The 19001-nt window shown below is 32.5% G+C and carries 10 protein-coding genes and 1 pseudogene; 6 read left to right on the top strand and 5 right to left on the bottom strand.

Annotation, left to right across the window (positions count from 1 at the left end):
- Window positions 1-850: 850 nt before the first annotated feature.
- A complete protein-coding gene (locus TERY_RS20930; RefSeq protein WP_011613656.1) occupies window positions 851-3004 on the top strand; it encodes an AAA family ATPase in 2154 nt (717 codons plus the stop codon).
- Between the two features lie 813 nt (window positions 3005-3817).
- Here TERY_RS20930 and TERY_RS20925 read toward each other — a convergent pair.
- Window positions 3818-5335, bottom strand: a complete 1518-nt coding sequence (locus TERY_RS20925; protein WP_044136979.1) for a SagB/ThcOx family dehydrogenase — start codon at window positions 5333-5335, stop codon at window positions 3818-3820.
- Between the two features lie 1418 nt (window positions 5336-6753).
- Here TERY_RS20925 and TERY_RS20920 point away from each other — a divergent pair.
- Both TERY_RS20920 and ilvC read left to right on the top strand, forming a co-directional pair.
- Window positions 6754-7266: a pentapeptide repeat-containing protein gene (locus tag TERY_RS20920; protein WP_370496004.1), complete on the top strand. Its 513-nt coding sequence runs from the start codon at window positions 6754-6756 to the stop codon at window positions 7264-7266.
- 367 nt (window positions 7267-7633) lie between these two features.
- Complete coding sequence (gene ilvC, locus TERY_RS20915) at window positions 7634-8629, top strand: ketol-acid reductoisomerase (RefSeq protein ID WP_011613653.1); 996 nt, start codon at window positions 7634-7636, stop codon at window positions 8627-8629.
- Window positions 8630-8765: 136 nt separating this feature from the next.
- Here ilvC and TERY_RS20910 read toward each other — a convergent pair whose 3' ends face one another.
- Window positions 8766-8984: a hypothetical protein gene (locus tag TERY_RS20910; protein ID WP_011613652.1), complete on the bottom strand. Its 219-nt coding sequence runs from the start codon at window positions 8982-8984 to the stop codon at window positions 8766-8768.
- A gap of 1731 nt (window positions 8985-10715) precedes the next feature.
- Between TERY_RS20910 and TERY_RS20905 the strand changes: the two genes are divergently transcribed.
- The 3 genes and pseudogenes from TERY_RS20905 to TERY_RS28860 form a co-directional block, all read left to right on the top strand.
- Entirely contained in the window at window positions 10716-11693 is a 978-nt protein-coding gene (locus tag TERY_RS20905; RefSeq protein WP_011613651.1) for a LysR substrate-binding domain-containing protein, read from the top strand.
- 482 nt (window positions 11694-12175) lie between these two features.
- The gene (locus tag TERY_RS20900; protein WP_011613650.1) at window positions 12176-13228 is read left to right on the top strand and encodes an anthranilate phosphoribosyltransferase family protein; all 1053 of its coding nucleotides are present in this window, start codon (window positions 12176-12178) and stop codon (window positions 13226-13228) included.
- Between the two features lie 802 nt (window positions 13229-14030).
- Window positions 14031-14927: pseudogene (locus tag TERY_RS28860) on the top strand (transposase); the annotation flags it as partial.
- A 360-nt stretch (window positions 14928-15287) separates the two neighbouring features.
- Here TERY_RS28860 and TERY_RS20895 read toward each other — a convergent pair.
- The 3 genes from TERY_RS20895 to TERY_RS20885 form a co-directional block, all read right to left on the bottom strand.
- A complete protein-coding gene (locus TERY_RS20895; RefSeq protein ID WP_047155576.1) occupies window positions 15288-16271 on the bottom strand; it encodes a hypothetical protein in 984 nt (327 codons plus the stop codon).
- Window positions 16272-17118: 847 nt separating this feature from the next.
- Window positions 17119-17475, bottom strand: coding sequence for a BMC domain-containing protein (locus TERY_RS20890; protein WP_011613648.1), 357 nt, complete (start codon window positions 17473-17475; stop codon window positions 17119-17121).
- 119 nt (window positions 17476-17594) lie between these two features.
- Window positions 17595-17900 (bottom strand): BMC domain-containing protein, encoded by a 306-nt coding sequence (locus TERY_RS20885; RefSeq protein ID WP_011613647.1) that lies wholly within the window; start codon window positions 17898-17900, stop codon window positions 17595-17597.
- Window positions 17901-19001 lie beyond the last annotated feature (1101 nt).

Genomic DNA, 19001 nt, shown 5'->3' with positions numbered 1-19001 from the left:
CCCCGAACTAAACTATCAATATTCTGAAAATAGCATCATTTTTGAGAATCACAATTCTTCTTATATAATTTTATGCGGGAGACAAGTTTTTTATTCTTAGATAATGTCGTTGATAATTTGCTAATTTTTTTCTCAATATTCTGAAAGCAGCATCATTTTTTAATAAATGCAATCATTATTATGTAAAGTTATACGAGTGATAAGTTTATGTTCTTAGATCATATATTTGATAATTTGCTTGACTTTTTTTACATTTTTAAAATACCATACTTTTTTTACAACCGCAACCATTTTTATGTATCATTATGCGAGTTATAACTATCTATTTTTCTGTAAAAATTACGTCCATTTCCAAAGAATTAGTTATACCAAAAATAAAAAAAAATTAAATCTAGCTAAAACCTCAATAATTAAGGAATTGACAATATATGCGAGTGAAAAGTTTCTATTCTTAGATTACATATTTGATAATTTGCTTAATTTTTTTGACATTTTTAAAATAGCATATTTTTTTTGACAACCGCAATCATTATTATGTAAAATTATGCGAGTGACAACTATCTATTTTTCTGTAAAAATTATGCCCATTGCCAAAGAATTAGTTATACCAAAAATAAAAAAAATTTTTTAAATCTAGGTAAAACTTCAATAATTAAGCAATTAACACTAGCCGATAGCTTTTCTTGATAATTAGCAGGCTAAAAGAGTATTAATTGTATAAATGTTTTAAGGACATTCCAAACAAAGTCTCCCTCAAGGGAAAAAATTAGGGGTGAGTCTATGTCTTCAGACTCTTTCAAACAAAAGTTTAATAGTGTAAAACTTGATATTTTTAACACCGCTACCACAAATGAACAAACCTTTAATATGTCACTTCCTCATCGGTCCCCCAGGATCAGGGAAATCAACCTTTGCCACCAAACTGTCAACATTAGGAGATTATACCATCATTTCTACAGACACAATACGCTCCAAACTCTATGGCAACGAAACCATCCAAGGAGAATGGAGGGAAATAGAAGCCACCTTACTCAAGCAAATTACCCAAAGCATCAAAGCAGGTATCCCCATCATTTACGATGCCACCAATGCCATACGCCCCTATCGCATAGCCTTACTAAAGAAACTACCCCAAAAAAACTGTGCATGGATAGCATGGCATCTAAAAACCTCTCTCCCTACCTGCCTAAAATGGAATAAACAACGGACTCGTAAAGTACCAGAAACTACTGTCAAAAAAATGTTTCTATCCCTGAAAAACTTTCAGCCCATAATAGCAGAAGGCTTTGCAGCAGTACATACTCTTCAAAAACCTAACTTTAACCCCAAAACAATACAGGAAAAAATTGACTCCCTAACCCGCAGCAGCGTTAACCGCCAAAACCGTCTCTCGTGCCTAGAATTTCATTCCTATTCCCGACTCCTAGACTTCGAGCGCCTCATGCATTTAATTGCCCTATTCATTAAATATCCAGGCCTTGGCAATTTAGAACAAACAGAACCCGATATACTAATTGCTATATTTAAAGAAGTACCAGAATTTCCAGATGCTTTAGCAGAAATAGTAGCAGTTATAGCCTTATTAAAAGGAGAAGTTTATGCAGACAGAGAAGCGATCGCTACTGACTTAGCTTGGTTAGAAAAAAACGGCATCGTAGCAGAAGGACAAACTGTTACTCCGGCAATATTACGTCAGGAAATATCCCCCCAACCCCTGACAAAAAGGGGGAAAAAGAAAAATGGAACATCTGATCTTCCCCTTAAAAGAAAAAAAGGGAAGGAGATAAAAGCGAGAAGTGAAAACAATTCAGAGCAAGACATCATTCCCCATCCTTATTCAGATATTGCTCCGTTTAAAAGGTTAATAACCGCCATTCGTTTGATCTTAAACCGACCATTTCTCAGAAACGACGATCAAAAAAGTTTAGACATTTTTGCAGAAGAATTATCCAAACAACCAGGAATAGGAGGCAACTGTCGAGACAAATTTCGCAAGGATGTGGAATATATTCTCAAACCCTTTCATATATTGCCAGAATTTCCCATGCGACGTGGTTATTTTGCCGGGACAGGAATTTTGTCCCAGGAGCAATTAAAACGTTTGCAGGATATATTACAAGGGCAAGTTAAAAGTATAGAAGATCCGATGGCTTTATCTACTTATGACCAGTTTTGTCAACGGATGATTTCTTCTAAAATTAACATTGAAAAACCTTATCCAATTAGAGCGATCGCTCATAAATCAATGATCGACTTAGAGTTCGTTGATGAGAATGTATTATCTCGGAAACTTGATCAAATTGAAGAATTTATTATTCATGGAAAATTAGTCGAGTTAGAGCGGTTAAAAGGCAAAGGAAAATTTAGTGGAGGTGAAGAAGGAAAGTTTTCTGTTCGGTTATTACAGATAGTATTTTTTAATAATGCTTGGTATTTAGGTTTTGAATATGAGGGGGGTACTTTCAATGGCTTATTCAGGTTTGAACGTTTAGATCGCTTACGTATTAGTCAAGATTTAGGAAAGTCTTGCCCAGAAAAACAGCGCTCAAAATTAGAACGGTTACAAAAACTTTTAGATGCCAGCTTTGGGATATTTTTAGGTTATAAAGCTGAGGATCAAAGTAAATTTTTAAGTAAAGACAAGAAGAAAAAAAAGGAGGTAATAGTAACAGTTGAGTTGTGGTTTAATCAGGAGAAATTTGAGTTTGTATGTGAAAAAACTAAACTGTTTCCATCAGGAACATTGAAAATGTCACCTCCTCCTCAAGGTAGTAGTTTTATCCAGAAGAAGGAATATGAAAAAATTTTTGATTTGGAAGGTACAAAAAATAAACATTTTCCTTATCGGTTTCGAGTAGAGTTACCTTGTTGGTGTATAGAAGATGTGAGTTTTTTAAGTTGGGTTATTGGGTTTGGCGGTCATGTAAAAGTAAAAAAACCAGATGAATTAATCGATAGTGTTTATGAAATTGGGTTAGGTATTGTTGAAGTTTATGATCAGTGATCAAAAAACTTTATCCTTTTTTCCCTTTGGTTATATCATGTCCGGATAATTACTCATCAAAAAAAAATTCTGGTGGCAAGCGCCAATTCTATCCTCCTGCCGAGAGCCAGAGAGCCTTATGCCATAATTATCCTACCTTTAAATATTCAACCGGGCATGATATTACTTACACTTTGGAAAATACCAGGTTTATAGAACTTAACTATAACTACTATATATAGTAAGGGTTAATAGCTTTTTAACTCTACATTTGGGTATAATTTCATATAGGTGGGTAAGTACTGGTTTAGTTGGAAAAAAGTATTCCAAAAAAGAAAGGGAAAGATGATTGCCAAATGAGTAGATGGAAATTTATAAATGTTAAAAAATTAGGATTCAGGAAGATACGAGAAAAGAGAGTTTAAGAAGATTTGCACCTTTGCTGAAGATAAAATATTTTTTTCACCGAATTAAGGGAATTTGATATTAAAATTGTTAGGAATTAAGGGGAAAAAATGGCTAACATCTAACACAAGTCCAGGAGGGCGTGCTTTTGAGAACTGAAATCCTGAAAAGATTATAGAGTAAACTTTTGAGCATTTTAAATTTTCCTATATCAGACAATACTATTATATACAGATTCCCTGACTTTGACAAAGCGATCGCTTTCTCTTTAAATGGAAAGGGGGCTTTTTTGCTCCCCTAGATGTCAAGGCCCTAAAAATGGTTATTACCCTTGCTCAACCCCCCCCCAGAATTTGTACTAGCTTTTATCTGTCAATGCTTTAAGAATTAATTAGCCAGCCATAACTATGAAAACTGTTATTCTTGTTATTAAATAGAACCTAAAGTTGTTATATAAATAACTGCTTCATCTACAGGAATACCTAAAACTTGGTTCACATGATCGTCAAAGAAACCGCCGATACCACTAACACCTAAACCTAGATAAATAGCTGCTAAATTTAGTCTTTGCCCTAGATGGCCTGCGTCTGAATGGAGATAACGGTAAACGCGATCGCCATATTTGCTTACAGCTTTTTTTAAGTCGGCAGTATGAAATAAAACAGCAGCAGCATCTCTACCTAAGTCTTGCCCTAAGCACATAAAATGTAATTCTTTTCGGAAATTTTTAAACCTAATTTGTCGTAGTTCTTGAGCTATTGGGGCATAATAATAACAACCATCTTCTAAGTCATTTACTCCAGAAACTGCAATAAAAGTCTCAATCAAACTTATATCAAAATAATCAGGATTACGATCTAATTCTTGATTAATGTAATGGTGGGGTTGATAAGTAAAATCTAAGACAGCCAAGAGTTTATTCAAAGCAATAGTTTCTCCCGAATAGCTGCGAGTTGAACGTCGTTTGAGAATTGTCTTTCTGAGACCTTGTAAGTCTTGACCCCATGAAATGGGAGGAGTTACAGTTGAAATTTTTGTACAAAATGGAAAGTTATATTTATCTTCTGAATGTTCTAGGGTTGCTCTTGTTTTCCAAGCAGATACTTTTGGAGAATTTGAGTTAATATGAGTAGCTTTATGTAAATATTTTAAGAGGTCACCCTCTTGAATTTTCGGATAATCTGTTTGAGTCCCAGAAGGTAAAGCAGCTTGCCAGTGGGGCAGATGTTGTTCAATATCTAATAAGTCTGCAAGGGCGACAATGGCGATCGCCTGTTCCTCCTGATTATCTAAATAAAGCATTTGATTTATTGCTTCATCATTAAACCCCCCAATTAGATGTGATCGGTAGTTACTGAAACTAGAAGCTAGTTCAACGTTACCTAGTAAGTGACCTGCATCTAAAAATATTCGTCTATAAGCCCGATCTTCGTAACGCCAAGCAGAACGATAGAATATGGCAGTGATGGCGATCGCTAATTTTGTATTTTCTAGAGCAGGATGCCAAAAACAAGCATCCTGCAATTCTGGCCAGACTCTATTGTCCCAAAATTTGAGCAAGGAATGAGTTTTGGCCTGATAGTTATATAATCCTGTAGGTAATAGGGGTGTGCCACGGGAAATTAAGTAAACCTCTGCTGGGTACAACCCACCAGCAGAAGGAGCCGCCCTTAAGTAATGATTCCCCATCATTGTTGGTATCTTACCGGTTAAGCCATAAGTACATACAAGTAAGTTGGATAGATTTTCTTCTTCTTTAGGATCTTTTTGTTGAATTTTTTCTTGTAGATAAGGTTTCAGGTCAATAGTTGTCCCAAATTTATACTCTTTAAATTGTATTGGTTGATTTTCCCAGTCTAGTTGGTGATTTTTCCTCCCAATGGTTTCTGGGTCATATTTTGTCTGTTCATGATAATATTGAGCGATAGATTGTTTAACTTCTGCCATCTTTTTATCTAAATGTTGCGAGTAGACCACTACTTTCCTACAAGGAAGCGTCATCAAGAAATCGCAAGCAATATTGTGGTTTTACACATAACATATTAAACTGTATAGAAAATAATAAGCAAGTATTCTATATCCTTAATTGAACTGAAAAACTTAAGTTTTGTGCGACTCCAGAACAAGAGAAATAAGGAGAATAATAGGTTGTGCAACCTTAATCTACAGCTAGCAAAATTTTGAGCAATTTATATTAGTAGTATTAGTTGTTTGTATTGAAAAATAATAAGTCTTTTTTTGATTAATTTATATTTATAAATATACTCTAATAGTTCATTTAAATATATAATATATTATTACTATTTGAGCTTAATTTTTATTTTTTTATCTGTATATTTATTTGAAAAATACTAGTTTATTAACTATCAGTATTTGCTAATAATAAAAATTATATAGAATTAAAACAAGAGGGTAAAAAAAGAATATATTTCAATTGATTTTGGCTATAAATATCAAAACATTTGACAAGATATATTTTTTAAAAATCAGATAATTTATGAACTATTATTGCTGTAAAAGCTATTTATTCATAACTTCTGTACAGGATGATAGCCATTCACCTTGAAAATTATTAATTCTAAAAAAATCTTCTAGCTATTTGTACCAAACATTTATCAGGTTTGGTATTAAACAAAAATTTAAGATTAGTTCAAAAGTCTCTATTCATAAAAACAAAAAGCTCTAGTAATTATCATAAACTACGACTCAAATTAGCAACAATACATGCAAAAATTAAAGATTTAATACTTGAGGATGCCCATAAACTGAAAACTTAAATAATCAGAGAAAATTAATTGATTGTGGTTCAGGCTTAGTAGTACCTCTATCCCCTTACAAGAGAAAATGATAGTTAGAATATAAAGTAAAAAATTAGGGGTATAAGTTAATCAAAATTGACAGATATTTCTCCAGTTCTAAGTTTTACTCTAATTATAGCTACATAGTAGCAAAATTACCCTTAAGTATCAGAGGGTGAGATAGCCCAGAATTTGGTATTTACTATCATTGCGATATATACCTAAGTACTAATATTTTGGTTGGGGGACTCTCCCAGTATCAGTTTGTGGAGCGATCGCATATTTGAGGAGAATAGGTCTCTCAAAGCAGGTACATTGAAGTAGAAAGCCCCTATCAATAATTTTCGAGTACCATACTTTCTCCTAGAGTAGAGTCAGGGTCAAGAGAACATCAAAAATGAAAATTTTACAAATCTTAAAAAAGGATTAGGATAGTAGTAATTTTTGCCCAACAATATTAGTATAACTTATTATAAAAATACAATACATAAATAATCATCATTTATTCAATAAATTATGATTATCAACCGAATCGAGATTAGCTCTAAAAATATTAAGATAGAGAATATGAATGCAGAGGAATTACTATGGAGATATGCAGAGGGTCAAAGAGAATTTTCTGGTATTGATTTAAGTAATATAGAGTTATTTGAAGCTAATTTAGAAGGAATTAATTTAGAAGGTTGTAATTTAACAAGAGCTTATCTTCCTTATGCAAATTTGAATCAAGCTAACCTCCAAGGATGTAATTTACTAGAAGTAAAAATGGGAGATATTCAACTTTATAAAGCCAACTTATCAAATACTAATATTCAACAGGGACATCTATCAAGAGCTAATTTGCGTCATGCTAATCTTCAAGGTGCAAATTTGAGGGGAATTAATTTACAAGGTGCAAACTTATACCATGCAAACTTAAGAGATACAGATTTAAGGTATGGAGATTTGAGAGGAACTAACCTAGAAAAAGCTAAGTTAGATAATGCTAAATTGGGATGGTGTAATTTATTTAGAGCAAGAATTGTTGATTTATCAATGGCAGAATACGATCATACTACTATCAATCCTAATGGATATTGATGGTTGAAAAAGGTATTAGCTATAAGGTTAATTTTGGCTAAAAATAAAATATTTATTTTTCATAGAGTGAGGATATTTTAGAGACTGTTGAACAACAAAATATTAAGGCTGGAATCAGATATATAAATTTAGAGCCATGCTAATAGTAAAAGTCTTGAATTAAGGTAACAAATAATTAATATTTTTTCTTCCTTCTTACTTAAGAAAGGTGCTAGCAAAAAAAGTGTGAGGACAAAAATACCAGTGATTATTCCCTTTACAGCCAAGAGTCTTGGCTATATTGTCGATATTTAAATGCTTAAAGTTATATTTGATATGATAAAAATCTCTCATATATGATAACAGTTGCTAATAGGAGAAAAAAATAATGGCCAGAATGTACTATGACTCTGATGCTAACCTGGACATCTTAAATGACAAAACGATCGCTATCATTGGATATGGTTCTCAAGGTCATGCTCACGCCCTTAATCTCAAAGATAGTGGCTCAAAGGTAATTGTAGGCCTCTATTCAGGTAGTAAATCTGCTACCAAAGCCAAAGACGCAGGTCTAGATGTTTACCCAGTAGATGAAGCTGCGGAAAAAGCAGACCTAATCATGATTCTATTACCAGACGAAGTGCAGAAAACCGTCTATAAAAATCAAATTGAACCCCATCTCAAAGAAGGAAAAATTTTAGCTTTTGCCCACGGTTTCAATATTCACTTTGGCCAAATTATTCCCCCAGAAAATGTGGATGTAGTAATGGTAGCACCAAAAGGCCCTGGACATTTAGTCAGGCGTACTTATGAACAAGGAGAAGGAGTCCCCTGTCTATTTGCCATTTTCCAAGATGCTTCTGGTCAAGGACGCGATCGCGCTATGGCTTATGCTAAAGGTATTGGTGGTACTCGCGCTGGTATCCTAGAAACTACCTTCCGGGAAGAAACTGAAACAGACCTCTTTGGTGAACAAGTTGTTCTCTGTGGTGGCCTCAGTGCATTAATTAAAGCTGGATTTGAAACCTTAGTAAAAGCTGGATATCAACCAGAACTAGCATACTTTGAGTGTCTCCATGAAGTTAAACTTATAGTCGATCTAGTTGTCGAAGGTGGTCTAGCTAATATGCGTGACAGTATCTCCAATACTGCTGAGTTTGGCGACTACACTCGCGGGCCTCGCATCGTTACAGATGAAACTCGCGCTCAGATGCAGAAAATTTTAAGTGAAATTCAATCTGGTCAGTTTGCCAGGGAATTTGTCATGGAAAACCAAACCGGTAAACCTGTATTTACTGCCATGCGCCGCCAAGAAGCAGAACACTCTATTGAAGAAGTTGGGAAAGACTTACGCGCTATGTTTAGCTGGTTAAAGAAACGCTAAAAATTTTCTAGGAAAAGGGAAGAGGTAATTCCAGTCATTAGTTATCAGTACCTCTTACTTCCAACTGGAAACTTGAGATCTAACTTTCTGGTCAAGATACAACTTATATTTTCCTCTTCCCTTATCTTTATAAATACTATTCTGTTTGATCAGGATTTTCTAACTTTTCTAAAGCTTCTTCCGTACGTTCATTCCTATTTTTAGGTTTCAACCAATCAGGCCATAACCCAACCGCAAATTTACGGCTTTTGAAACTGGCATTTTGGATTGGTTCAGGAATAAATTCTAAACTATCTCCAAAACTGACAAAAACTATAGCCACAATGAAAAATAACAATATTAGATTTTTATTCATAAGCTGATCTTAATTATATTTATTATGTTTAACTGTGCTTTTCCCACTACTGATCAAAATATAATAATTTATGATTAGTTAGGGCTGAAAAATAAAGGTTAAAACCATCAAAAAAGTTAAAAAAAAATTCGGTTTTTCAGTTTTATTTACTCACACATATTAGTATTTTTAGCAAATAAGAAAGGAAAAATCAAGGGATAAATATAGCTGTTATTTCGGAAAAGCTTTCCCCAAAATTGTTCATTTTTTTAATGAAAATAAATATCAGTAACCATTCCTATATCTCTAATCACTTGATGTTATTATAAAGAAAGTCATCAAAAAAAATAATTTCAGTATTTTAACCCTTTGATTTAGCCAGAGGTACTTATAATTAATACTAGCAATATTTACTATAACTGACAAAATTAAAATAACTAATCTGCTGATATTGTTGTTGGAAATTAAAGAAAAAAAATGGTTAAAGCCTTTATCAGTTGAAGTTTCAGCTTGCTTTTGAGTTCTAAAATGCTGAAAATATTACATGGTAAACCTTTGAGTATTTTAAAATTTTCCACACCAAACAACTCTATTACATAATCAGGACTTATCCAAAGACACTATATATAGTGTAGACAAATATAGCGATGTAGCTGCCGCCACCATCCTCCGCCAACGCTTAAAAATTAATCATTTAGTAGACGACACTGGTGGTGTAGAAAAGTATAAAAAGATTGGAGAATTAACTGAGAATGAATCATAAAAAATATCAGGTAAAATAATTAAAATAAAAGTAATTTCTTGGAAATAAAAAAGTTAATCTCCTTATGTGTAAGTGTTTCTACCAACCTCAGCAGAATATGTTGTTACTAATGACTGAAGTTAATCTTCAGTAGATACTGTATAATTTGAGTCTCATAGTAGATAGAATACTGAGCAATTTCACGCCACAATTAAACAATTAAAGGCAAGATAATTTTGTCAATATTGTCTTAGGCAAACTAAAAAAAATCTTGTAGCCTGTGTTATGTTAGTCTAGAATTTTTTCAAAATATTAGCAGTGAAAAGCAGTGAAAATAGGAAAAACTATTTATAAAGTCAAACACAAATTACTCTCAGGTTATCCGAGGAAAGAATTCAAGAAGCTTACAATAAAATTCAGGGCTGTTTTTATTTTCAAGGTAATTTATTTAGTTTTAACAATGGTACTTGTATTGAGGTCTTGGCGGAGCAGCTAGGCAGCTATATCCCTCTATATTTTTAAGCGTTGGCGGAGAATGGTGGCCGGAGCTACATCACTATATTTAGCATGCACTATATATAGTGTATTTGTGTAAGTCCTGTCCATTAAACTATGGGCCTATTTTTTTGTTGCTTTTATTGTGGTTCAATACCATCAGAAAATCAAAAAAGACATAATTGTGTGAATTATGTCTTCAAAAATTATCTGTTTACATTAAATCAACTTCCTTTTAGCTAATTTTTACTTAAAATGGACGAAAATGGACCATTTTACCTGTGAAATTTGAGACATAATTGTTTCAATTAGGTACAATTTTAAGTTGTTCAAACCCTTGCATTTATAAGAAAGTTTAGGTAATAATGCATTTATAGAAAAGTTTAGGCAATAACAGAACTTACTTAAAGGTTCTAATTGTCATGTAAATGAAATATTTATATTTTTGGTAATCTATACAGTGCTCCTGCGTAAGTTATGATAATATTTGTATAAAATAACACATAAAAAACTCCATGCGTCTAGAGCAATTGCAAGCGTTTCTATGGGTTGCAGAAACGGGTAGCTTTCAAGAAGCAGCACAAAAATGTAATGTCACCCAATCAACAGTCAGTCGGCAAGTGCAAGCCTTAGAGGCAGAAGTAGGTGCTATCTTATTTCACCGTAGCAACCAAGCTAAACTAACCTTAGCAGGAGAATGTTTGTGGCCTCATGCTAGAAAAATTTGTCAAGCTTGGGAAAATGCTACTCAAGAAATAGCAGAAATGTTCACCGGAAAACAACCAGAATTATGTATTGCAACTATTCACTCTGTCTGTGCTAACTACCTACCTCCAGTTTTGCAAAGATTTGGTCGCCACTATCCAGAAGTTAAATTACGAGTAACTGCCCTAGGAAGCGATCGCATCCTCAAAGTTCTCAAAGACGGTCTAGTAGATGTAGCGATCATTATGAATAATGACTTATTTACCCCCACTTCAGAAATGATAGTACATCATCTATACACTGAAACCATAGAAGTATTAATGGCAGCAAACCATACCCTTGCTAAATACAAAGAAATACCCTGGGCAGAACTTATTTACTACCCTCAAGTTATCTTCAAAGATGGGTATGGAATGCAGAGATTAGTCAAAGAACAATTTGAGCAATTAGGGGCAAAACTGAACGCAACATTAGAGTTAAATACCCTTGATGCTTTCCGAGGAGTAGTTAGACAAGGAAATTTAATTGCTTTACTGCCCAGTTCAGCTCTACTAGATGCCAGAGTTGATCCCACTCTAGCAATTAGAACAATAGCTAAAACTCCTAACATTTCTAAGATCTCTTCAACTAAAGATTCTGTTTGGAGTCGTGATGTAGTTTTAGTCACAACTAGCGATAGGATGAAAATTCCACCAATAAAATATTTTTGCAAGTTAGTTAAAGAAATAATTCCACCAAGAGTCACTCAAGTTAAAAGTTCAAAGTTAAAAGTTCAAAGTCATCTCTGACTAAAATCCTGATAACTACTTATTGAGAACTCCGCAACAACTGAAACAGAGAGGAAAGCCTGCCTCCCTAGCATTGCCATAAGCACTTTTATTGATCAACTAATTCTTAGCGCTACTTTGAGGTTTTTTACATAAAATTCGGTAGCATTGATAAAATTAGATAGTTAATTAGGAGTAAGTACTCAAAGCTCAGAAGTCAAAAATTTAGGAATATTTACAGGCTGGGCTGAAAATGAAATATTTTTTCACACCAAATTAAGCAGATTTGATATAATCCAGTTAAATTAGGAAATACTGCCAAAAAGCTCAAAAAAACTCAAACCTAAAGATATCAAAAAAACAGTTAATTTTAGGTTTGGAAAAAGAAAAACATCTATTTTTTCCTCAAGTCTCAGTCATAAAAAAAGTAATGATCGAGAACAGTTTTGGTATTCTTAACTATATGTAGAACTACTAACTAATTAACTGGAGAGAGAAGTTAGATGAGCGATCGCTTTCGAGAATTACTCAAAATCATTGGCAGTGGAACCCACACAGGTAAAAATTTAACTCGCCAAGAAGCAGCAGCAGCAATGCGCATGATGTTATTAGGAGAAGCAACACCTACACAAATAGGTGCTTTTCTTATTGCTCACCGTATTAAACGCCCCACTGGTGAGGAGTTAGCAGGAATGTTAGATACCTATAATGAATTGGGGCCAAAACTTAAAAGTCAACCATCTATGGGTACAGTAACCGTCTTAGGTTGTCCTTATGATGGGCGATCGCGGACTTCACCTGTCACCTTACTCACAGCTTTAATTTTGGCAACAGCAGGAGTATTTGTTGTCATCCACGGTGGAAGGCGGATGCCGACAAAAGAAGGCATACCTTTTATTGATATCTGGCAAGGACTAGGGGTTGAGTGGGGAAAATTATCGCTGGTGGAGGTTCAACGAGTATTTGAGGAAACTGGTCTAGGGTTCGTCTATTTACCAAGACATTTTCCTCAAGCAGATGCTTTAGTAAAACATCGTCGAGATATTGGTAAACGACCTCCTATCGCAATAATGGAATTAATTTGGGTACCCTTGGCGGGAGAAGTTCATTTAGCTGCAGGGTATGTTCATCCTCCCACAGAAGGTATGTTTCGTGAAGTATTGGAATTACATGGTTTGAGGAATTATACAACGGTGAAGGGGTTAGAGGGAAGTTGTGACTTGCCCCGCGATCGGACAGCTATTATTGGGGTATCGTTGTCATCTGGGAATGATGCCACATTTGAACGTCTATTGTTACATCCGAGTGACTATAGTTGTGGAGGGAAGGAAGTTGTATTGGGTTCAACTGCAGAGTTAGTAGAAGAGATACAAAAAATACTACAGGGTAAAGCCAGTAAGTTAATGTCAGCAGTTATTTGGAATGGCGCTTTTTATTTGTGGCGTTGTGGAATTTGCTCTGATATTAATGAAGGTTTGTTGAAAGCGGAAAGTTTATTAAATAGTGGTAAAGTTAGGGATAAGTTGAGAGAAATTAAAGCAAAAATTGAGATATAAGTTTAGTAGGTGCGTTGAAACAAGTTAACGCACCATAATTAATGATTTATCTCTATAAAACCGTTATTTAGTAATTATATAAGTATAAATAAGGTTAGTAAATAAAACTAGAATAAGTACCATTATACTCATTATTTAAGTATTCTTATTTTCTAGCATATTTAGAAAGCAAAAAAATTAGCTTAACTATAGATATATGATTAATTTTGTGTGCTTACTAAAATTGGTATTGTCTTAATAGATACCCATGTTGCTATATCTGAAAGTTAGTCCCAAAATACTGATAATGAAATACCTATAATTATTCTTGTGCTTGAAGCTAAATCAAAGTGAATAATTTCAATCAGAGTTAATTTACTATTACTATTTCCTCAATTTATTACCTCTAATTTACTATTACTATTTCCTCAATTTATTACAATTGATGTTTTTATTATATCAGCTAATATCACATTACAACCTGGTATATGCTTGACTTATTTTGTAAATTTTTGGGAAAAATACTGGTAGTTATATATATTTAGTAATAAATTAATATAAATGATTAGTGATTAATATTAAATTTGCAAAAAATTATGGCTTTATTACTTAAAAAAAATCAAAAATATTGTCTAGACTATTGCTGCATATAATCAGCTATAAAATCATCAATAATTTACTCCAAATAATTATTTAAAAATTAAACTATTATCTAGATTACAGTAATCATAACAAAAATTACAACAAATATTTTTAATCTCATAAACTTTAGCCAAATAATTAGAATAAATTAGTCAATAATAATTTTAATTATTATCCTAAGATTCTCAAATACATTCTCAAAGCATTCCCCAAAAATGATGATTATGTATTTAATATCAGTATTTAGATTGAGTTCTAGTTTTAGATATGAACTTAACAAGTTTGAAAGACTTATTGAAAATATAAATAACACATAAATTAACTTTATAATCTCAACATTTTAATCAGCCAATATAGATAGAATTATCAATATATATTTCCAAAAACTTATGGCAAATTATATCAATTATCCCATACAAATAATCATAAAAATTTATATTACAAGTATGCAATTTGTCTAATAGATTCAACAGTAATTACCCTAACAATTAAGTTGCTATGGGTTTGAGGTATTCATGAAGTCAAACTTTTTAGTTCCCTGAATCTATCTACAGAAAGTCCCGAAGATAATTTTCTAAATTTTGGATATAATCATGATTACAAAGAGGGTGCAACTATGATGTCTAATTTACCACTATATGCAGTAGTAGTAATGGATAAGGGATTTGCCGGACTCAGATTTATGGCATAATTACGACAAAAAGACAAATATTTTATAGTACGAACTAAGAATAATTAAAAACTAGAGTTTCAATTCTAATCTGGCTAGGTAAAATTAGTTTATTCTCTGATAATCTTGCTTATAGAGTAATTAATTTTTGTGATGTAGAGACTAAAATAGAATTTACCTTAGTCGCGAATTTATTAGAGAAGGTCGAGGCAGCAGTTAAATAATAAATATCAGAGATATAAGTCCGAAAAACTAAAAAAGTGGGAAGTATAATTGCTATGGAAATTTTCAAAGATACATTTAAAACTAAATAGATTAATTACCAAAAATGTCAATGGTATTAGCAGACAAATCTATTCTAGTCTCATGGCTTACCTAATTCTAAAACTTCTACTCATTATCCAACAATGAAGTAATAAAATGTTAAATCAATTTCCCTATATTCAAGCCTGTATGTGTCAATAAATTAATTATATTTATATCCCGTGAATATAATTAATTTTAATTTTTGCACTTGATAAAATTACTATAAATACATCAAGAAACTTTTCTATATAAATTCAACATTTATGGTTGATAAAGTAGTATTTACTAATGCAAATTACCAAGAATAATACTCAAAAAAAATAACTAAATCAACTAAGGAGATCCAATAATTAATTCAAAAGGGAGATGGTATTAGTTTATAGTGACTTGATTATTTGCTCAAGTAGCTATATTTCCCTAATTGCTAATTTCTACTCCCTAAAAATAGCGATCGCTTTATTTTTATAACTGATAATTCATCCCCATAACTAACAGCAAACTTGCTAAAACACTACCAAAAAATCCTATGCCCAAATTTGTCATATTTGACTGACTTGCAGATGCCATTGCAGTATTCAAATCTGGCGAAGTTAAACGTTCATAATTTTTTACAGCTACAATTGTTTCTGGTAAAGATGATATTAAACTTCCCAAAAAATAATGCAGCGCTGCAAAAACTGCATCACCAAATAATCTACTAAGTAAATCATCATAAATTTCCGTCCAGGCGATAAAGAATGTATTCAATATATAGGATAATAAAATTAATAAAGCTGTCCCTAGAATAAACTGTAACCAGCTTGCTGTATAATCATCTGTACTAATATCATCAAACAATTCTGGTCTTTCTTTCTGAAATTGTTTTTCATAAAATAAGAAAATTAACACCCCTATTAAACAAACTAAACCACCAAAAACCACCCAAGGCCAAGTGCGAGTACTAATTCCTTCTGGCAAAGGTGCAAACTGAGATTTACCTGTAATACACCAGTAAGCTGTAGTAGCAAAAGTAAACATCAATAATGACATAAAAAGATGCCATAAAAACAACATTTTTTCTTTGTTAAAAATTTCGATAAAATTTTTAATAGCAGATATTTTGCCCATCAATATCCATTTACTAATAACAATTATTGGCGCCACAATAAACATGAGATAAATATTAGCCAAATTTGAGCCTAGAGGAGTTGCTATACCACCTAGTCGTCGAAGAATTAATGATAGCAACATCAAAAATAATTCCGGGTTATTTGTACTGGAATTGATTACTATAGTGCGTTTGTCTTTGTCTAAATATTTACCTGCTAAACCTGCGGCAGAATTTACCATAATATCTGTAGCAGTAGGAATCAAACCAAAGCAAAAAACCACTGTTATCAAAGCAGTAATTGTCACAAAAGTAGTTTCATTCGTAGAGTTGTGTAGTTGTATAATCCAAGTGTTCATAACTTCAGATATAAGATTAAATATCAGGAAATGAGAATTAGTTAGGTAGGCAAACATTAAGTTATCTATAATAATCCTATCTGATTGGTAAAAGAAATAGGATATACTACTTTAAGGCAGGAGGCAGAAGGCAAAATAAACAGGAGTTAGAGTTATTATCTTAAGAAAGTATTTGATTCATTCTAAATGATCAATAGATTGCTTTATTTAAGTATAAATTATTAATTATACTAGTATCCATTTAGGATTTCTATATAATTAATAGCAAATTAATAGTGATATTTTTCGGCTCTATTATAGATAAGTTTTAGTCTAGAGAATTTATCTAAAACAAATAAAGACTATGCCAGTAGGATAGTCTTTGTTGATTTTAGCCATTTTAATTCAAGGTTCTATTGATTTATATTTAACTGTCCATAATAGTAGCCATAATATTTTTTAGCATAGCTTCAATTTTCAGCAACTACATTACTATTTTTATTATTTTTATTATTTTAACAAAAAAAACATAATGTATTTCATATACATAAAGTTTTTACTAATCACTTTTTTTGCCGATTTTAATACTTACAGTTAATTTATTTTTGGGTATTTATTATATAAAAATATGTCTATTTTATTCAATTACAGTTTATTTTGCTATGCTTACTTTGAATCTTTTACACCCAATAGTTAAAAGGTAAATCATAACAGATAGCGACATCAAAATTAAGGTCTTAAATTTATATTTATATTTACCGTCCATCTAGTTAATACTAACTGAAATTATACTGAGGATAACTCTTAGCAATACAACAGTAATGTGGACGGTTAAAAAAAATTAGTATATATTTTAGCTAATTAAAACTTATATACTACTACTACGCAATCCTGGTACAGTTATTCCTTCTACTTGTTGGCGAAACTCTTCTACACCTGGATTAAAGTCTATTGGTAAAACTGCCACAACATTCTCGTGAGGACGAGGAATAATTACCCAAGATTCTAAGGTAGCACCATAAGCTTTATCTACTGCTGCAATTCCGGCATCCATAGCAGTTTTTACTTCCGAAACATCACCTCTAATTTGAACAGTAAACCTCGCACTACCAACCCTAATATAACCAACTAAAGTAACTCTACCAGCTTTGACCATTGCATCTGCAGCAGCTAAGATACCAGGAAAACCTTTAGTCTCCAGTGCTCCAACAGCTTGTTGCGCCATTATATTTCTCCTAAATTTCAGTTAAGAATTAAATTCTCTCAATTAATTGTAAAAATTTTAGATGTCTGCCATAAATCAACTATTATTAAGCCAAACTATAATATAATTTAGGACAAAATTCATCTAAACTGTTCGCTAACTTCTGTATATTCTAGTGGTAATACAGATTCTACATTCTCCGGGGGATTAGGAACAATATAATGACTGTCCACTATACCACCATAAACTTTTTCTGCTGCTTCAATACCAGCTTGGACTGAAGGACGAACTTCAGAGGTTGGTCCCCGAACTGCCACTAAAAAGTGGCCTCTTTCGGCTATACCATAGTAAACTAAGGTAACTCGTGCAGCTTTGACCATCGCATCTGCAGCAGCTAAGATTCCTGGAAAACCAATAGCTTCTATGACACCTACTGCTTCTGGCATCAAAACACTCCTCTATTCTTAAGAATCAGTTAGTATAATTGTAATCTCAATAGGTAATACTGTATAGCAATTCTTTTTAATATGTTTGAATATTTTGATGGTAGTTAGAAGTCAAAATTTCGCAGGATTTCAGTTAAAATTAATTATCATAATAATTACCATAACCTATTTAGGATTGCTACATATATAATAGGTTTATAAAAAAAGCAAAATTCTACCCTATTTATCCTCCGATTTAAGAATTTTTATCTATTTTTAATATGTTTGAATTGTTAACTTGAAAAAAAACCTCCAGAGGGTTTCTTCAAGCCTAGGTGATAGCCTTCTCACAAACCTCCGAAGACAAAAGCCTTTTAGTTTTTATATATCTACTGAGCGGCTTATGAACATCTTAATAAAAATGAATAAATTACCATAATTGCACCATTAACACACAGAAAATCAATCAGTTCAGCTTGAATATCTGGGTCATGCTAAAAATTTTTATCACCCTGATACAAAACGATAGATAGGTACACTTCAAAACCTTAGCTAATCAAATACCAAAATATACTAAATTTGAAAGTCGTCCTCGTGTTTGACAAAGGTTTTTATCTTTGGATCAAATGAAATTTGAAACTTTATGGTTTTCGATTGTTAGTGAATGGGTTGTCCACCAAAATCATGGCCAATTATAATTAAAAAAGACTCAGTTATCAGACAGGAAGAAGAAATGTAAACCTTTTCAAGTCAGCTTTTTCGTTTCTTGTATTATCCCTCCATATCTAATCATCACCTTTCCTCACTACATAGTCATCTAATTCCCCAACCGTCATACCCATTTCCTTAGCAATTTCATTAGACTTACCGCTTCATAACTTAAAAAATCACCAAAAAACTTTGTTGTGTAAAGATTATAACTATTGGTAGTAACTATTGGTAAGTAAAAAGAATTGAAATTATTGCTCTGTCTAGGTTGGAGTAATTTTTCCCTCTATTTAGTCAAAACTCTATTATACATCCCCATGAGTTGTTCTTCATTAAATCTTTGGAGATAGCTTCCCGTTTCTATGATAACCACTGAGGGTAGTCCGTAACTTATTTATTATCTAATATTGCTGC

Origin of the sequence: Trichodesmium erythraeum IMS101 (assembly GCF_000014265.1) — a bacterium.
Taxonomy (GTDB): Bacteria; Cyanobacteriota; Cyanobacteriia; order Cyanobacteriales; family Microcoleaceae; genus Trichodesmium; species Trichodesmium erythraeum.
Note: the sequence above shows the minus strand (reverse complement) of the source record. Positions and strands in the feature narration are given on the sequence as shown.

Excerpts from the sequence above, each read along its gene's own strand:
- TERY_RS20930 (WP_011613656.1), top strand. The coding sequence starts at position 851 with ATGAACAAACCTTTAATATGTCACTTCCTCATCGGTCCCCCAGGATCA.
- TERY_RS20925 (WP_044136979.1), bottom strand. The coding sequence starts at position 5,335 with ATGGCAGAAGTTAAACAATCTATCGCTCAATATTATCATGAACAGACA.
- TERY_RS20920 (WP_370496004.1), top strand. The coding sequence starts at position 6,754 with ATGAATGCAGAGGAATTACTATGGAGATATGCAGAGGGTCAAAGAGAA.
- ilvC (WP_011613653.1), top strand. The coding sequence starts at position 7,634 with ATGGCCAGAATGTACTATGACTCTGATGCTAACCTGGACATCTTAAAT.
- TERY_RS20910 (WP_011613652.1), bottom strand. The coding sequence starts at position 8,984 with ATGAATAAAAATCTAATATTGTTATTTTTCATTGTGGCTATAGTTTTT.
- TERY_RS20905 (WP_011613651.1), top strand. The coding sequence starts at position 10,716 with ATGCGTCTAGAGCAATTGCAAGCGTTTCTATGGGTTGCAGAAACGGGT.
- TERY_RS20900 (WP_011613650.1), top strand. The coding sequence starts at position 12,176 with ATGAGCGATCGCTTTCGAGAATTACTCAAAATCATTGGCAGTGGAACC.
- TERY_RS20895 (WP_047155576.1), bottom strand. The coding sequence starts at position 16,271 with ATGAACACTTGGATTATACAACTACACAACTCTACGAATGAAACTACT.
- TERY_RS20890 (WP_011613648.1), bottom strand. The coding sequence starts at position 17,475 with ATGGCGCAACAAGCTGTTGGAGCACTGGAGACTAAAGGTTTTCCTGGT.
- TERY_RS20885 (WP_011613647.1), bottom strand. The coding sequence starts at position 17,900 with ATGCCAGAAGCAGTAGGTGTCATAGAAGCTATTGGTTTTCCAGGAATC.